This window comes from Microbacterium cucumeris, from assembly GCF_058349845.2.
Window position 1 is genome coordinate 54,308 of the sequence record NZ_JBYRIZ020000001.1, and the last position, 15,704, is coordinate 70,011.

Here is a 15,704-nt window from a genome sequence, read left to right on the forward strand (position 1 = left end):
GCTAATTCGGACATCGGACATCCGGGTGCCCGGAGTTGTCCACAGGCCGGAAACGCCCGGCTCCCCGATCGAATAACCTTCGGACATGTCTTCGCCGTCCGTGCACGATGCGCTCGTCGTCGTGGCGCACGCGGGGCTGATCGGCGTCGGCATCTGGCTGATCGTCGTCGACGCGCGCACCCACCGCCTGCCGAACCGGATCGTCCTTCCCACCGGCGGCGCACTCCTCGTCCTCGTGGGCATCGAGGCGCTCGTCACGGGGGAGGCATCGGTGCTCCTGCGCTCCCTCGCCGGCCTCGTGATCCTCGGCGGCGTCTACGCCGTCATGCATCTCGCCGGCGGAGGCGTCGGCGGCGGCGACGTGAAGCTGGCGGCCGTGATCGGACTCGTCCTGGCGTGGCACGGCTGGCAGACGCTCCTGATCGGCGCGGCGGCGGCCTTCGTCCTCGGCGCGCTCTACGTGCTCGTCCTGATGACGCTGCGCCGGGCGCAGCGCAGCACCCGCATCGCCTTCGGCCCGTGGATGATCGTCGGGGCGGCATTGGGCGTCGCCGTGGGGTGAGGGGTCTATGGTGAACTCATGGCACTCGCACGACTCCACGGCGGCCCGCTGGACGGGCAGATCCTTCCGCTCGAGGCGGACGCCGACGACAAGCTGATCGTCCCGTACAGCGAGACCCAGGTGGTCTACACCCGGCGCGGCCAGCCGCAGAACACCGGCCAAGACGACGGGCCCACCGAGGTGGACTACTGGTACGAGGAGTCCCTCGAGGACCTCAATCCGTCGGATGACTGAACCACGGCGGACGGCCGGCGCCTCGGCCGGATCCGAGCCTTCGCGCGCCGTCGAGGTCGAGCGCAAGTACGACGTCGACCCGGGCACGCCGCTGCCCGCCTGGGAGGACATCCCCGGCGTCGACGTCGTCACGGCGGGGGAGCATCGCGCCCTCGACGCCCGCTACCTCGACACCGCGGATGCCGCGCTCGCGCGCGCCGGCGTCGCACTGCGCCGCCGGACGGGCGGACCCGACGCGGGCTGGCACATCAAGGGTCCGCGCGACGGCGACGGGAGAGTGGAGATCGGCTGGCCGCTGGGCGAGGGCGACGAGGTCCCGGACGCCGTGACCGCGGCTCTCGCACGCTGGACCACCGAGCCGCTGATTCCGCTCGCCCGGATCGAGAACGCGCGCACGGCCTACCTGCTGACCGGACCGGCCGGAGTCGTCGCCGAGTTCGTCGACGACGACGTCCGCGCGACGGATCTGCGGCAGGGCACGCAGCGCTCCTGGCGCGAGTGGGAGTTCGAACTGGGACCCGCTGCGCCCGCCGATCCGGCGGGGAGGGAGCTCCTCTTCGCGGCGGCCGAGCGGGCGATCTTCGCCGCGGGCGGACGGCACGCGGCATCCGGATCCAAGCTCGCGCGCGCCCTCGGATTCTGACGCGGCCCGATAGTCGCACCGGGAAGCGCTGACAAGCCCCTGGTGCTGGGCGGCCCGACGTGCCAGCGTGTGCTCATGAGCGCCTACCTCCGAGTGCCGCAGACCGTCCTTCCGCAGACACCGCTGGATCAGGAGCAGGTGCGCGACGTCTTCGCAACCCAGCCGGAACGGGATCGCCGTGCCGTGCGGATCGTGAACGCCTCGTTCACCGGCTCGGGCATCGACACCCGTTACACGGCGATCGCCGAGCTGGGCGCCGAGTACGACGGAGAGGCCACGTTCTACGATCGCTCGTCGAACCTGCTCCTCTCGCCAGGCACGGCCGAGCGCAACGAGCTGTACGTCCGCGCGGCCACGCCGATGTTCGTCGAGGCCGCCCGGCAGGCGCTGGACGCCTCCGACGACATCCGGCCGGAGGACGTCACGCACCTCATCACGGTGTCCTGCACCGGCTTCCACGCGCCGGGGCCGGACTTCCAGATCGTGACGCAGCTGGGCCTGCGCCCCGGCGTCGAGCGGTACCACTTCGGGTTCATGGGCTGCTACGCGTCGATCCCTGCTCTGCGGGCCGCAGCCCAGTTCTGCCACGCGGACGCCGCGGCGGTCGTCCTCGTGGTCAGCGCCGAGCTGTGCACGTTGCATCTGCGCTCGTCCGACGACCCGGACACGATCATCGCGTCCTCGCTCTTCGCCGACGGCGCCGCGGGCGCACTCGTGACGGGGCGTCCGCCGGCTCCCGGCGTCCCCGGTGCGGAACTGGACTCCTTCGCCACGGCCATCGCACCGGACTCCGTGGAGCACATGGCGTGGACGATCGGCGACCACGGCTTCGAGATGATCCTCTCCACCGCCGTGCCGAAGGTCATCGAGGCGAACATCGACGACGCGCTCGGAGCGCTCTGCGCGGCGGACGAGGAACTGGCCTTCGCCCGCTCCTGCGACGATCTCGCCGGTACGGTCACGCACTGGGCCGTGCATCCCGGAGGCCGGGACATCCTCGATCGCGTGCAGCACAGGGTCGGGCTGGCGGACACCCAGCTGGATGCCGCCCGCGAGGTGCTGCGCACATGCGGCAACATGTCCAGCGCAACGGTCCTGTTCGTGATCCGACGCATTCTGCTCGACCCGTCGTCGCGCACGGGGGAGCGGCTGCTCGCAATGGCGTTCGGCCCGGGGCTCACGATGGAGGGCGGCGTCATGACCGTGCTCGGCGGTACGGAGGGCGGTGCCTGACCTGAGCTCGCGCGACACCGGGGCGCGCGAGCTCATGGATGCCTCCGACGCCGATCGCGTCGCGCTCGAGCGCACCTACGAGCTGTTCCGCCTGGTCAATCCTGTCGTCGGCGGCTGGCGCCGCATCTACCGGCAGCGTCTGCGACCGCGGGTACGGGGTGGGGATGTGCGGATCCTGGACATCGGCTCGGGAGGCGGCGACGTCACCCGCCGGATCGCGCGGTGGGCGGCACGGGACGCCTCGCGGGCCCGCGTGGTCGCCCTGGACGCCGATCCGAGGGCGACGGCCTGGGCGGCGAGACACCGTGCTCAGGCGAACGTCGAGTACCGCACCGGCACCTCCTCCGAGCTCGCAGCGGACGGCGAGCGCTTCGATGCGGTCGTGTCGAACCATCTGCTGCACCACCTCGACGACCTGCCCGGACTGTTGCGCGACACGGAGACGCTGCTGGAGCCCGACGGTGTCGCTGTGCACGCCGACATCGCCCGAAGCCCTCGCGCCTACGCGCTCTTCGATGCCCTGACGCGGCCGTTCCAGCCGAATCTGCTCGCGGGGTCTTTCATCCGCGCGGACGGACTCACGAGCATCCGTCGGTCGTACACCGTCGCCGAGCTCGCCGAGCTGGCTCCGCCCGGCTGGTCCGCGAAACCGGCGGCTCCGTGCCGCGTCCTGCTGGTCCGGGGAGGCGGGCGTGCCTGAGTGCGATGTCGCCGTGGTCGGCGCGGGGCCTGCCGGACTCCTGCTGGCGTGCGTGCTCGCGCGACGCGGCGTCTCCGTGATCGTGCTCGAGAAGACGTCGGGGCGCGACGACCGGTCGCGGGCGATCGGCATCCATCCGCCCGGGGTCGCCGCCCTGAGCACAGCCGGCGTCGCCGATGCGTTCCGCGCCGAGGCGCTGGCGCTGACCGGGGGCACGGTGACCTCACGGGGCCGGGTCCTCGCCGACCTCGACTTCGTTCCGGGTCAGGAGGTGCTGACGCTGCCGCAGGCACGGACCCAGGCGCTGCTCGCGGATCGGCTGGCCGCGGTGGCTCCGGGCGCCCTGCGCACGGGCATCCTCGTGCGCAATGTGCTCCCCGAAGGGCACGCGGCGCGGGCGCTCATCGAGCGGGACGGCCGTGAGGACGAGGTCTCGGCGAGACGGATCGTCATCGCGGACGGCGTGCACAGCGGCATCCGGGACCTGCTGGCGTTCGGCTGGCGACGGGTCCCCGGGGAGGCCGACTACACGATGCTCGACGTCGGCGGAGCCGCCGGCGACGACAGGGCTCGACTTCACCTCGAGCCGGGCGGCGTCGTCGAGTCCTTCCCGCTTCCCGGGGGAGGGCGTCGCTGGGTGATCCGAGCCGACGCGCCGCTTCGTTCCACGGCGGCGTTCGCCGACATGGTCCGGCAGCGCACCGGCGAGGACATCGGCGACACCGGCGACGCCCTGCCGCAGAGCTTCCGTGCCGGCCAGCACCGCGCGGGTCGCCTCGTGTACGGCCCGCTCGTGCTCCTCGGAGACGCCGCCCATGAGATCAGCCCGATCGGCGGGCAGGGCATGAACCTCGCCTGGATCGCCGCCTGCCGCCTCGCTGCCGCGTTGACGCGGCCCGGCGATCGAGATGCCGCGCTCGAGGCCTACGCGCGCGTGTCGCTGCGGGCGGCCGCGACTGCGCAGCGGCGCGCGCGGTTCAACATGGCGATGGGGGCGCCGATGGACGCCGCGCGACGATCCGCCAGGGACGCCGCGATCCGGACTCTCGCCCGGGGCGGCAGCGGACGCCGGCTGTTGGGGACCATGACCATGAGCGGGCTGTGAACGACGACGGCCCGGCCGCCGAAAGGCGGACCGGGCCGTCGTGCGGAGGAGCCGGATCCCGGCTCGTCGCGTTCGATCAGAAGTTGATCATGTGCCCCGCGAGGCCGTGGAAGCCCTCCTGCAGAGCCTCCGACAGCGTCGGGTGCGTGTGGACGTTGCGAGCGAGCTCGAGAGCGGTGAGGTCCCACTTCTGCGCGAGCGTCAGCTCCGGCAGCAGCTCCGAGACGTCAGGGCCGATCATATGCGCGCCGAGGAGCTCGAGGTGTTCGGCATCCGCGATCATCTTCACGAAGCCGACCGGCTCGCCCAGGCCGTGCGCCTTGCCGTTCGCCATGAACGGGAAGGAGACCACCTTGATCTCGCGACCGGTCTCCTTGGCCTGCGCCTCGGTGAGGCCGAACGACGCGACCTGCGGAGAGCAGAACGTGGCGCGCGGCATCATGCGGTAGTCGCCCAGCGTCTGGGTCTCCGCCCCGCCGATCGTCTCGGCGGCCACGACGCCCTGCGCCTCGGCGACGTGCGCCAGCTGCAGCTTCGCCGTGACGTCGCCGATCGCGTAGATGCCCTCGACGTTCGTGCGCATGTGGTCGTCGATGTCGATGGCGCCGCGCTCGGTGAGCTTCACGCCGGTGTTCTCCAGACCGAAGCCCTCGACGTTCGGCGCGAAGCCGACGGACATGAGGACCTTGCCTGCCTCGATCGAGCCCGCCTGACCGTCCTTGCCGGTGTAGCTGACGGTGACCGAGGATCCGTTGTCGACGATCGTCTCGACCTTGGTGGAGGTGAGGATGTCGACGCCGTAGTTCTTGTACTGCTTGGTGATCTCCTTCGACACGTCCGCGTCCTCGTTGGGAAGCGCGCGGTCGAGGAACTCGATGATCGTGACCTTGACGCCGTAGTTGGTCAGGACGTACGCGAACTCCATGCCGATCGCGCCGGCGCCGACGATGACGATCGACTCGGGCAGCTCGCGCGAGAGGATCTGCTCCTCGTAGGTCACGACGTTCTCGCTGAGCGTGACGCCCGGCAGCAGTCGCACCTTCGAGCCGGTGGCGATGATGACGTTGTCGAACGTGACCTCTTCGGTCGTCCCGTCGGCCTTCGCGACCGAGATCGCCTTGGGGCCGGTGAAGGTGCCGCGACCGTTGTACTCGGTCACCTTGTTCTTCTTCATCAGGAAGTGGATGCCCTTGACGCGGCCGTCCGCGACCTCGCGCGACCGGTCCCAGGCCTTGCCGAAGTCGATCGTGAAGTCACCGGAGATGCCGAAGAAGTCGGCCTTGTGCTTCAGCGTGTGCGCCAGCTCCGCGTTCTTCAGCAGCGCCTTGGAGGGGATGCAGCCGACGTTGAGGCACACGCCTCCCCAGTACTTCTCTTCGATGATGGCGGTGGACAGCCCGAGCTGTGCACTGCGGACGGCGGCGACGTAGCCGCCGGGGCCCGCACCGAGGATGACGACATCGTAATGTGGCATGGCTCCAGCCTATCGCTCTGCGGGTGCGTCGGAATCGGAGTCGCCGGCACCTCGGCGACTGCGCAGGACCAGCCAGGTGACGATCCCTGCGGCGATGAGGACACCGGCGATCGAGAGCACCCAGATCCACACGGACGCCGCGGACGAGTCCTCCTCGTCAGGGGCCGGCGTGGCCGTCTCCTCGGGGCTCGCCGCCGTGGTGGCCTCGGTGGCGGTCTCCTCCGGTGCCGGAGCGGTGCTCGGCGTCGTGGTCGGAGTCGAGCCGCTCGCCACGGTGAACGTGAACTCCCCGTCGGTGGGGTGCCCGTCGCTGGAGACGACCTGCCACAGCACGGTGTACTCCCCGGCGATCGCGGCGTCGGGGGACAGCTTCTGGATCACCACGGCGCCGTCGATCTCGGGGGCGCCGTCGGCGACGTCGTTGCCCTCGGCATCCGTCACGACGACCGCCGTCCCACCCTCGGACGCGATGAGCGCCGCGCTGAAGGTGAGCGTGAGCTCCTCGGGCAGGGTCTCGACGGTCGAGCCGGCGGCCGGATCGGAGGAGACCAATTCGTCGTGCGCTGACGCACGGCCCGTCGGGACGAGAACCAGCAGGGCGGTCAGCAGGGCTGCGGCTATGGCGATGGGCAGGACAGGGCGTCTCAGGGCGGAGGCATGCACGTCCTCCACCCTACGCGTGAGCCCTCCGGGAGGTCCGAACGCGGATTCGCCCTCCCGGTGGACCCGCTCGATCGGTTAGGCTGGGACGTCTAGGGAGGGCACCGTGACAGACAGCGAGAGCCGACACATCGGGAACGCCGCGATCCACCGCGACGGAGAGCAGAAGAACGATGTGACGCAGACGTTCGGACATGACTCCGATCTGTCCTTCGTGCCCTTCGGCGTGGAACTGAGCGAGGCGGAGCAGGCGGCCATCGCGGCGCTGCCGTCCGGATCGGCGCTGCTCCTGGTGCGCTCCGGCGCGCTGGCGGGCGCACGGTACCTGCTGGACACCGACGTCACCACGGTCGGGCGCCACCCCGAGGCCGACATCTTCTTCGACGACGTGACCGTGTCTCGTCGTCACGCCGAGATCACGCGCAACGGCACCTCCTTCGAGATCATCGACCAGCGCTCGCTGAACGGCACCTATGTCAACGGCGAACGCGCCGATCGCAGTGCCCTCGCCAACGGCTACGAGGTGCGCGTCGGCAAGTTCCGCCTGAACTTCTTCGCCTCACCCGTCGACCTCGCGGCGGCGAACGACTGATGGCGGCTGCCACCCCCGCCCGGGAACGCACAGCGTCCCCGGGTCTTCTGAGCATCGGTCAGGTGCTGGCCAGGCTTACCCCCGAGTTCCCCGATGTGTCCGCGAGCAAGCTGCGCTTCCTCGAGATGCGCGGCATCGTCACGCCGGCGCGCACGGATTCCGGGTACCGCAAGTTCTCCGCGGCGGACGTCGAGCGCCTGCGCCTCGCGCTCACCCTGCAGCGCGATCACTACCTGCCGCTGAACGTCATCCGTGAGCAGCTCGACGAGGCCGAGGCGAACGGCGACCTGTCCGGAGCGCTCACTCCGCCGCCCTCGATCACGCCCGCCGCCCGACGCTATCGTCGCGACGAGCTGCTGGCGGCCGCCGGTGCCGGCCCTCAGCTGCTCAACGACGCCATCAGCACGGGGATCATCGCGGCGGGGGAGACCTATCCGGAGTCGACGGTCACCCTGATGCGCGGCCTGGTCGCGCTGGACCGGCACGGCATCGAGCCGCGTCACCTGCGTTCAGTGCGCCAGAGCGCGGAACGCGACGTCGCGCTGATCGAGTCGGCCATGTCCGCTCTGCTGCGACGCACGGATGCCGCCTCCCGCGGCAAGGCGAACGAGCTCGGACCGGAGCTGGCGGGCCAGATCGACGAGGTGCGCGCGCTGTTCATGAAGGACGCGCTCGGCCGCATCCTTTCGTAACGAACTGGTTGCGACACACCTTCGCCGCGGCGCGGATGTCGTTGCCGGGCGAGGGGCACTGCTCTAGCGTGGAAGTAAGCGCTCCAGGGAGGATTTCAGATGAATGCGGACGAGCTTGCAGGCGACCCGCGGTTCGTGACCGAACTCCTCTTCACGGACGGTCTGCCCGCCATGGACGACGAGGTCGGCTACCGCGGTGCAGTCGCCGCTCGCGCCGCGGGCATCACCTACCGGCAGCTGGACTACTGGGCCCGCACCGAGCTGGTCGTGCCGACCGTACGCGGAGCGAACGGGTCCGGCTCGCAGCGCCTGTACGGCTTCCGCGACATCCTGGTGCTCAAGCTCGTCAAGCGCCTGCTCGACACCGGCATCTCGCTTCAGCAGATCCGCACGGCCGTCGACCAGCTCCGCGCCGCCGGCATCCGCGACCTCGCCGGAACGACCCTCATGAGCGACGGTGCATCGGTGTACCTCTGCACATCCAACGACGAGGTCATCGACCTGGTGAGCCGCGGTCAGGGCGTGTTCGGCATCGCCGTGGGCAAGGTGCTGCGCGAGGTCGAGTCCACGCTGGTCGAGTTCGACCCGACCGCGCCGGACCCCGTCGACGAGCTCGCGGCCCGCCGCAGCAAGCGCTCCGCCTGATCCTCATCCGTTTCGTCTGGCGGCATCCTGACCCGCCGTCCCCGTCCGAGACCTCTCCTCACCCGCAGGAGACCTCTCGGAATTGACGAGACCCCGCATCATTCACGCGAATGACACGGGGTCTCGTAAGCAGGGAGAGGTCTCGGCGGTTGTGCGAGAGGTCTGGACGGATGTGAGAGGCGCTCAGGCCTGAGGGCCCTTCTCCGGCACCGGGATGCGGCCGGTGCGGACGATGCGGTCCAGCAGCAGGTCGAAGTCCGCGGCGAGCTCCTGGGCGGAGTCGCCCGGCCAGATGTGCAGGGGCTTGGCCGCGCCCTGCGCCTGCTGCAGGGAGGTGCGCTCCGGCAGCTGCGGCGACAGCACAAGGGGGCCGAACATGTCGCGCAGCTCCTTGATGCGGAACTGGTGCTCGATCGACTGCGGACGCACGCGGTTCACGACGATGCCGAGCGGCTGAAGGCGGGGGGACAGTCCGCGACGGATCTCCTCGATGGCGCGCAGGGCGCGGTCGGCGGCGGCGACCGAAAAAAGTCCCGGCTCGGTGACGACCATGACGCGGTCGCTGGCGGCCCACGCGGTGCGCGTGAGCGCGTTCAGCGACGGGGCGCAGTCGATCAGCACGAGGTCGTAGTCGGCTTCGACGGCGGCCAGGGCCTCTTCGAGCTTCCAGACGTCGCGCACGCTCGGGTGGGGGCCGTCGAAGTTGATGGCCGAGGGGCTGCCGATCAGCACGTCGATCGTCCCGGGGTGCACCTTCGCCCAGCCGCTGGCGGTGATCGCCTGACGGACCACCTTCTCCTTGGGGTTCGCCAGGACGTCGGCGACGTTGAGCCGCCCCGCGACCTGGATGTCCATTCCGGTGGAGACGTCGGACTGCGGGTCGAGGTCGACGACGAGGGTCCGGACGCCCCGGGCGAAGGCCGCGGAGGCCAGGCCGAGGGTCACGGTCGTCTTGCCGACGCCTCCCTTGAGAGAGCTGACGCTGAGTACGTGCACGGACTACACGTTACATTGCCCTAGTCTGGACAGACACTCAGCCCCGCCCTTGTGCGCGGATCGTCGCGCGCATCGAGCATCCAGAGGTGTGCATGTTCCAGAAGATCCTTGTGGCCAATCGTGGCGAGATCGCGATCCGGGCCTTCCGCGCGGCGTTCGAGGTGGGGGCTAGGACGGTCGCCGTCTTCCCGCACGAGGACCGCGGCTCGCTGCATCGGTTGAAGGCCGACGAGGCCTATGTGATCGGCGAGCGGGGTCATCCGGTGCGCGCCTATCTCGACGTGGACGAGATCATCCGCGTCGCTCTCGAGTCCGGCGCCGATGCGATCTATCCCGGCTACGGCTTCCTCTCCGAGAACCCGGAACTGGCCGAGAAGGCCGCGGCCAACGGCATCGTCTTCATCGGCCCGCCCGCCGCCGTGCTCGAGATGGCGGGAAACAAGGTCGAGGCCAAGCGCCACGCCATCGAGGCGGGGGTGCCGGTTCTGCGGTCCACCGAGGCCTCGGACGACGTGGACGCCCTGCTCGCGCAGGCGGACGAGATCGGATTCCCCCTGTTCGCGAAGGCCGTCGCCGGAGGCGGCGGACGCGGCATGCGCCGGGTCGAGACGAAGGCCGAGCTGGCCCCGGCCCTCGCCGAGGCGATGCGCGAGGCGGCCAGCGCCTTCGGCGATCCGCGGATGTTCCTCGAGCAGGCCGTCGTGCGCCCGCGCCACATCGAGGTGCAGGTCCTGGCAGACAAGACCGGCGAGACCGTGCACCTGTTCGAGCGGGACTGCTCGGTCCAGCGCCGCCACCAGAAGGTGGTCGAGATCGCTCCCGCACCGAACCTCGACGACGACATCCGCGAGGCGCTGCACGGATACGCGACGGCGTTCGCTCGCTCGATCGGCTACGAGAACGCCGGAACCGTCGAGTTCCTCCTCGAGACCGCGGGAGAACGCGCCGGCGAGGTCGTCTTCATCGAGATGAATCCCCGCATCCAGGTCGAGCACACGGTCACGGAGGAGGTCACCGACGTCGACCTCGTCCAGACCCAGATGCGCATCGCGGCCGGCGAGACGCTGGCCGACCTCGGGCTGACCCAGGACCGCATCCACCTGCGCGGCGCCGCCCTGCAGTGCCGCATCACGACCGAGGATCCGACGCAGGGCTTCCGCCCGGACACCGGCAAGATCACCACCTACCGCTCGCCCGGCGGCGCCGGCATCCGCCTCGACGGCGGCACGGTGCACCAGGGGGCACAGATCAGCCCGCACTTCGACTCCATGCTGTCGAAGCTGACGTGTCGCGGACGCGACTTCCCGGCGGCCGTCGCGCGTGCCCGGCGTGCGCTGGCGGAGTTCCGCATCCGCGGCGTCTCGACGAACATCCCGTTCCTTCAGGCGCTGCTCGAGGACGAGGCGTTCATCGCCGGGGACGTCAGCACGGCCTTCATCGACGAACGCCCGGAGCTGCTGAAGGGCCGCGTCTCGAAGGACCGCGGGACGAAGATCCTGAACTGGCTCGTCGACGTCACGGTGAACAAGCCGAACGGCGCGCACCCCGGCACGGCGGATCCGCGCACCAAGCTCCCGGAGCTCGACCTCTCGTCGGCGCCGCCGGCCGGGTCCCGGCAGCGCCTCCTGGAGCTGGGTCCGGATGCCTTCGCCGCCGAACTGCGCCGGCAGAAGGCCCTCGCGGTCACCGACACGACGTTCCGCGACGCGCACCAATCGCTGCTGGCGACCCGCGTGCGCACGCGCGACCTCGTCGCCGTCGCCCCGTATCTCGCGCGCCTGACGCCCGGTCTGCTGTCCGTGGAGGCCTGGGGAGGAGCGACCTACGATGTGGCGCTGCGCTTCCTCGGCGAGGACCCGTGGGAGCGGCTCGACAAGCTGCGTGCGGCGCTTCCGAACGTCGCCATCCAGATGCTGCTGCGCGGGCGCAACACCGTGGGGTACACGCCCTATCCCACGGCCGTCACCGACGCGTTCGTGCACGAGGCCGCCTCCAGCGGGGTGGATGTCTTCCGCATCTTCGACGCCCTCAACGACGTCTCCCAGATGCGTCCCGCGATCGACGCCGTCCGCTCCACAGGCACGGCCGTGGCCGAGGTCGCGCTGTGTTACACGGGCGACCTGCTGAACCCCGACGAGGATCTGTACACCCTCGACTACTACCTGCGTCTCGCCGAGCAGATCGTGGACTCGGGCGCACATGTGCTCGCGATCAAGGACATGGCGGGGCTCCTGCGTCCCGCGGCGGCGGCTCGTCTCGTGTCGGCGCTGCGCGAGCGCTTCGAGCTTCCGGTGCATCTGCACACGCACGACACCCCCGGAGGTCAGCTCGCCACGCTGCTCGCGGCCAGTGCCGCCGGCGTCGACGCCGTGGACGCGGCATCCGCACCGCTGTCCGGGACGACCAGCCAGCCCTCGCTGTCCTCGCTGATCGCGGCCCTGGCACACACCGAGCGCGACACCGGGATCGACCTCGCCGGAGTCAGCGACCTCGAGCCGTACTGGGAGGCCGTGCGCAACACCTACGCCCCCTTCGAATCGGGGCTGCCCGGACCCACCGGACGCGTCTACCATCACGAGATCCCCGGCGGCCAGCTCTCCAACCTGCGCCAGCAGGCCAAGGCGCTGGGCCTGGCGGACGACTTCGAGCTCATCGAGAACATGTACGCCGCTGCCGACCGCATCCTCGGGCGTGTTCCGAAGGTCACGCCCTCGTCCAAGGTCGTCGGCGATCTCGCGCTGCACCTCGCCGCCGTGAAGGCCGATCCCGCCGACTTCGAGGCGCATCCCGAGAAGTACGACGTCCCGGACTCGGTGGTCGGGTTCATGGCGGGCGAGCTCGGCGACCTGCCCGGCGGGTGGCCGGAGCCGTTCCGCTCCAAGGTGCTCGCCGGACGCACCGTGCGTCCGGCTCTCACCGACATCACGGCCGAGGACGAGCGCGAGCTCGCCGGCACGAGCGCCCAGCGCCGGGCACGCCTGAACACTCTGCTGTTCCCTGCTCCGACCCGCGAGTTCGCGCAGATGAGGGAGTTGTTCGGAGACCTCTCCGTCCTCGACACCGGGGACTATCTGTTCGGCCTCGTGCCCGGTCAGGAGCACCTCGTGGAGATCGATCGCGGTGTGCAGCTGTATGTCGGACTCGAGGCGATCGGAGAGGCGGATGAACGCGGCATGCGCACGGTCATGACGACGCTGAACGGTCAGCTCCGCCCGGTCTTCGTGCGCGATCGCTCCATCGCGGTGGAGGCGCACGAGGTCGAGAAGGCGGACACTTCCAAGCCCGGTCAGGTCGCCGCTCCGTTCTCGGGCGTGGTCACGCTCAAGACCGAGGTCGGGGCGTCCGTGCGCGCCGGGGAGCCGGTCGCCTCGATCGAGGCGATGAAGATGGAGGCTGCGATCACGGCGCCCGTGGACGGGGTGGTCGACCGCCTCGCGATCGCCGCGACCGCCCAGGTGGACGCCGGCGACCTTTTGGTCGTCATCCGCCCGGCCCAGTAATCTTGTCCGGCGTGCATTCCGCACGGCTGGGAGTGAGAAATGACCGCGAAGAACACCGCTCGACCCGACGACGATGATTCGCTCGGGGTGCTGGATGACGCCGCGTCCCTGGACACGGCGGGCATCGGCATCCTCGGCGGCACCGCCCAGGTCCGCGTGGCGATCCCGACCGGAGACGAGGACGACCTGCTCGACGACGGCGTCATCGACGGCGAGGTGGCGGCCGATCTGATCATCGAGCCCGCCCCGGAACCCGCGCCGGAGCCCGAAGTCGGACGCATCCAGGACGGCAGCATCGACATCGTGATCGAGGTGCCTGCCGAGGAGCGGACCTACGAGCCCGTCGCGGACTCCGAGGACGCGGTCACCGCCGAGGTGGTCCTCGACCAGGACGAGCTGGCCGAGCGGATCGCCGCGAAGGAGTCGGCGGACGCCGCCGAGGACATCATCGTCGAACAGGATGCTGTTCCGGCGACCCCCGTCGCGAAGAAGTCCGCGCCCGCCGGAGGTGCCAAGCCGGCGGCCCCGGTGAAGAAGGCCTCCGCCGCATCCAAGGCCGGCAAGGCGACGAAGACGACCGCGGCGAAGCCCGCGACGGCGAAGAAGGCACGGACGACCGAGCCCGTCGCCCCTCGATCCGCCGAGCCCGAGCCGATCGAGGATAGTGCACCTGCCGGACCCGCGGAGTCCGCCGAACCTTCCGTGCCGGAGTCGGCGACCGCCGAGCCGGCGGCCGAAGAGTCGGCGACTGTGCAGTCCGAGACTGCGAAGGCCGAAGCCGCGAAGGCCGAGACGATCGCGTCCGAGACTGAGACCGCAACCGAGGGCGCGTCCGAGACCGGGAACGCGGAGCCGGATGCCGAGGAGCTGACCGCGGCCGCTCAGCCGACGGCCTCCGCACAGCCGGCGGCCGCTCCGGCCGTCGGCGAGTCCGCATCCGCGGCCCCGCGGACAGAGCCTGCACGAACCGCCGTCGAGCGTTCCCGCTCTCCCTGGGTCGCCACGGTGGAGCGGGCGGCGGCCGGCGGAGCATCCGACCCCGCAGAAGAAGAGGACGAGACCGTGAGCACCGAGAAGGATGCCGAGAAGGCGTCGACCGACACCTCGCTCGCACCCCGGACGGCGGCCGCGCCGGCGAGGAGCGACGTCGAGCTGACCTCGAAGCGGCTCGGCGACCAGCTGGGACAGGCGTCCCGCGAGTCGGCGGACCTGCTGACCGCCGACCGCCTGCTGGATCCGCACCAGGTGACCAAGCCCGAGCCGGAAGGGGCCTGGAGCCACTTCCTGTACACCGTCTCGGGCCGCCGCATCAACATCGGCGACGGGAAGAAGGCCAAGGCGCGGAAGGCGCTGACCGCGAAGATCGCCTCGCCCTTGAGCGGCGGTGCGCGCTTCGTCCCGGTGCTCTCCCGCAAGGGCGGTGTAGGCAAGACGACCGTCACCGCACTGCTCGGCATGGCGCTCGCGGATGCCAGGGACGACCGGGTCATCGCCGTGGACGCGAACCCCGACCGCGGCACCCTGGCCGAACGCATCGTGCGCTCGCACACCCGATCCGTGCGCGACCTCGTCCGCATCCACGACGAGGTGCGCGGCTACCACGACATCTCCGCGATCGTCGCGCGGGACACGACGCGCCTCGACGTGCTCGCCTCGGACGCCGACCCGCGCATCGCCGACGCGTTCGGCGATGCCGACTACCGCGACGTCGCGGACGTCGCGGCGCACTACTATTCCCTCGTGCTCACCGACACGGGCACCGGCATCGTGCACTCGGTCATGGGAGCGACCCTCGAACTGGCCGATCAGCTCGTGATCGTGTCGGGGCTGAGCGTGGACGAGGCCCGCCTGGCCTCGGAGACGCTGACCTGGCTCGAGACCAACGGGTACGCGGCTCAGGCGCGCGACGCGATCGTGGTGCTCAACCAGTCGACGCCGGGAGCCCCGCTCGTGCGGCTGAACGAGCTCGAGGCGCACTTCGCGACCCGTGCACGCCACGTGGTGCGGATGCCGTACGACCCGCAGATCGCCGGCGGCGGACCGATCGTCTTCACCTCGCTCCAGCCGGAGACCAGGCAGGCTGCCAGGGAGCTGGCGGCTCTGCTCGTCGAAGGCCTGCGCGCGAGCGCCGCCTGATGGCCGTCCGCGACATCCGCCTGTTCGGCGACCCCGTGCTGCGCACGGTCTGCGCCCCGATCGAGGACATCGACGACGGCGTCCGTGCTCTGGTGACCGACCTGGTCGACACCGTGGAGCTCCCGGGCCGTGCCGGCGTCGCGGCGAACCAGATCGGTGTCGCGCAGCGCGCCTTCAGCTACAACATCGACGGCGACATCGGCTACGTCCTCAACCCAGTCCTGGTCGAGGTCCGCGGCGAGCCTGTGCCGACGGGGGAGGGATGCCTGTCCGTCCCCGGTCTCTGGCACGACGCCCTGCGCCACCCGTGGGCGCGCGTCGAGGGCATCGACCTCGACGGGAATCCCGTCGTCCTCGAAGGTGAGGGCCTGCTCGCGCAGGCGCTGCAGCACGAGACCGACCACCTCGACGGCATGGTCTACCTCTCGAGGCTGGCTCCCGAGACCCGCAAGGTCGCCATGCGCGAGGTCCGCGAGAGCAGCTGGTTCTGATACTGATGCGGACCGGATCAATGCCGCGAAGCGGCGTTGAA

At 70.5% G+C, this 15,704-nt stretch carries 15 protein-coding genes; 12 read left to right on the plus strand and 3 right to left on the minus strand.

Annotated features, from left to right (window positions below; translation table 11 throughout):
* Window positions 1–85 precede the first annotated feature (85 nt).
* From AC3RXZ_RS00290 to AC3RXZ_RS00315, 6 genes are all read left to right on the plus strand, one after another.
* The gene (locus AC3RXZ_RS00290; RefSeq protein ID WP_243226064.1) at window positions 86–562 is read left to right on the plus strand and encodes a prepilin peptidase; all 477 of its coding nucleotides are present in this window, start codon (window positions 86–88) and stop codon (window positions 560–562) included.
* A gap of 18 nt (window positions 563–580) precedes the next feature.
* On the plus strand, window positions 581–796 hold the full coding sequence (locus AC3RXZ_RS00295) for a response regulator (RefSeq protein ID WP_243226063.1): 216 nt from the start codon (window positions 581–583) through the stop codon (window positions 794–796).
* A complete protein-coding gene (locus tag AC3RXZ_RS00300; RefSeq protein ID WP_491492816.1) occupies window positions 789–1,439 on the plus strand; it encodes a CYTH domain-containing protein in 651 nt (216 codons plus the stop codon). The genes AC3RXZ_RS00295 and AC3RXZ_RS00300 overlap by 8 nt, the downstream gene beginning before the upstream one ends.
* Window positions 1,440–1,514: 75 nt before the next feature.
* Window positions 1,515–2,672: a type III polyketide synthase gene (locus tag AC3RXZ_RS00305; RefSeq protein ID WP_491492817.1), complete on the plus strand. Its 1,158-nt coding sequence runs from the start codon at window positions 1,515–1,517 to the stop codon at window positions 2,670–2,672.
* Window positions 2,665–3,372: a methyltransferase domain-containing protein gene (locus AC3RXZ_RS00310; RefSeq protein ID WP_491492818.1), complete on the plus strand. Its 708-nt coding sequence runs from the start codon at window positions 2,665–2,667 to the stop codon at window positions 3,370–3,372. The genes AC3RXZ_RS00305 and AC3RXZ_RS00310 overlap by 8 nt, the downstream gene beginning before the upstream one ends.
* Complete coding sequence (locus tag AC3RXZ_RS00315) at window positions 3,365–4,477, plus strand: FAD-dependent oxidoreductase (protein WP_491492819.1); 1,113 nt, start codon at window positions 3,365–3,367, stop codon at window positions 4,475–4,477. The genes AC3RXZ_RS00310 and AC3RXZ_RS00315 overlap by 8 nt, the downstream gene beginning before the upstream one ends.
* 76 nt (window positions 4,478–4,553) lie before the next feature.
* Here the strand turns inward: AC3RXZ_RS00315 and lpdA are convergent, their stop codons facing one another.
* Both lpdA and AC3RXZ_RS00325 read right to left on the minus strand, forming a co-directional pair.
* Window positions 4,554–5,951, minus strand: a complete 1,398-nt coding sequence (lpdA, locus tag AC3RXZ_RS00320) for a dihydrolipoyl dehydrogenase (RefSeq protein ID WP_491492820.1) — start codon at window positions 5,949–5,951, stop codon at window positions 4,554–4,556.
* A 9-nt stretch (window positions 5,952–5,960) separates the two neighbouring features.
* A complete protein-coding gene (locus tag AC3RXZ_RS00325) occupies window positions 5,961–6,614 on the minus strand; it encodes a copper resistance CopC family protein (RefSeq protein WP_491492821.1) in 654 nt (217 codons plus the stop codon).
* Window positions 6,615–6,717: 103 nt separating this feature from the next.
* Between AC3RXZ_RS00325 and AC3RXZ_RS00330 the strand changes: the two genes are divergently transcribed.
* The 3 genes from AC3RXZ_RS00330 to AC3RXZ_RS00340 all read left to right on the plus strand — a co-directional run bounded on the left by AC3RXZ_RS00330 (window position 6,718) and on the right by AC3RXZ_RS00340 (window position 8,540).
* Window positions 6,718–7,203 (plus strand): FHA domain-containing protein, encoded by a 486-nt coding sequence (locus AC3RXZ_RS00330; protein ID WP_243226056.1) that lies wholly within the window; start codon window positions 6,718–6,720, stop codon window positions 7,201–7,203.
* Window positions 7,203–7,895, plus strand: coding sequence for a transcriptional regulator FtsR (ftsR, locus tag AC3RXZ_RS00335; RefSeq protein ID WP_491492822.1), 693 nt, complete (start codon window positions 7,203–7,205; stop codon window positions 7,893–7,895). The genes AC3RXZ_RS00330 and ftsR overlap by 1 nt, the downstream gene beginning before the upstream one ends.
* 99 nt (window positions 7,896–7,994) lie before the next feature.
* The gene (locus AC3RXZ_RS00340; protein ID WP_283818074.1) at window positions 7,995–8,540 is read left to right on the plus strand and encodes a MerR family transcriptional regulator; all 546 of its coding nucleotides are present in this window, start codon (window positions 7,995–7,997) and stop codon (window positions 8,538–8,540) included.
* 183 nt (window positions 8,541–8,723) lie between these two features.
* On the opposite strand, the gene AC3RXZ_RS00345 is transcribed toward AC3RXZ_RS00340, so the two are convergent.
* Window positions 8,724–9,536: a ParA family protein gene (locus tag AC3RXZ_RS00345; protein ID WP_243226054.1), complete on the minus strand. Its 813-nt coding sequence runs from the start codon at window positions 9,534–9,536 to the stop codon at window positions 8,724–8,726.
* Between the two features lie 92 nt (window positions 9,537–9,628).
* Between AC3RXZ_RS00345 and AC3RXZ_RS00350 the strand changes: the two genes are divergently transcribed.
* The 3 genes from AC3RXZ_RS00350 to AC3RXZ_RS00360 are packed head-to-tail and all read left to right on the plus strand — an operon-like array spanning window position 9,629 to window position 15,663.
* Complete coding sequence (locus AC3RXZ_RS00350) at window positions 9,629–13,036, plus strand: pyruvate carboxylase (protein ID WP_491492823.1); 3,408 nt, start codon at window positions 9,629–9,631, stop codon at window positions 13,034–13,036.
* Window positions 13,037–13,075: 39 nt separating this feature from the next.
* Window positions 13,076–15,172, plus strand: a complete 2,097-nt coding sequence (locus tag AC3RXZ_RS00355; RefSeq protein ID WP_491492824.1) for a MinD/ParA family ATP-binding protein — start codon at window positions 13,076–13,078, stop codon at window positions 15,170–15,172.
* Window positions 15,172–15,663, plus strand: coding sequence for a peptide deformylase (locus AC3RXZ_RS00360; RefSeq protein WP_491492825.1), 492 nt, complete (start codon window positions 15,172–15,174; stop codon window positions 15,661–15,663). The genes AC3RXZ_RS00355 and AC3RXZ_RS00360 overlap by 1 nt, the downstream gene beginning before the upstream one ends.
* The last annotated feature ends 41 nt before the right edge of the window (window positions 15,664–15,704 follow it).

Coding starts and splice junctions, on each gene's coding strand:
- AC3RXZ_RS00290 (WP_243226064.1), top strand. CDS start 86: ATGTCTTCGCCGTCCGTGCACGATGCGCTCGTCGTCGTGGCGCACGCG.
- AC3RXZ_RS00295 (WP_243226063.1), top strand. CDS start 581: ATGGCACTCGCACGACTCCACGGCGGCCCGCTGGACGGGCAGATCCTT.
- AC3RXZ_RS00300 (WP_491492816.1), top strand. CDS start 789: ATGACTGAACCACGGCGGACGGCCGGCGCCTCGGCCGGATCCGAGCCT.
- AC3RXZ_RS00305 (WP_491492817.1), top strand. CDS start 1,515: ATGAGCGCCTACCTCCGAGTGCCGCAGACCGTCCTTCCGCAGACACCG.
- lpdA (WP_491492820.1), bottom strand. CDS start 5,951: ATGCCACATTACGATGTCGTCATCCTCGGTGCGGGCCCCGGCGGCTAC.
- ftsR (WP_491492822.1), top strand. CDS start 7,203: ATGGCGGCTGCCACCCCCGCCCGGGAACGCACAGCGTCCCCGGGTCTT.
- AC3RXZ_RS00340 (WP_283818074.1), top strand. CDS start 7,995: ATGAATGCGGACGAGCTTGCAGGCGACCCGCGGTTCGTGACCGAACTC.
- AC3RXZ_RS00350 (WP_491492823.1), top strand. CDS start 9,629: ATGTTCCAGAAGATCCTTGTGGCCAATCGTGGCGAGATCGCGATCCGG.
- AC3RXZ_RS00355 (WP_491492824.1), top strand. CDS start 13,076: ATGACCGCGAAGAACACCGCTCGACCCGACGACGATGATTCGCTCGGG.
- AC3RXZ_RS00360 (WP_491492825.1), top strand. CDS start 15,172: ATGGCCGTCCGCGACATCCGCCTGTTCGGCGACCCCGTGCTGCGCACG.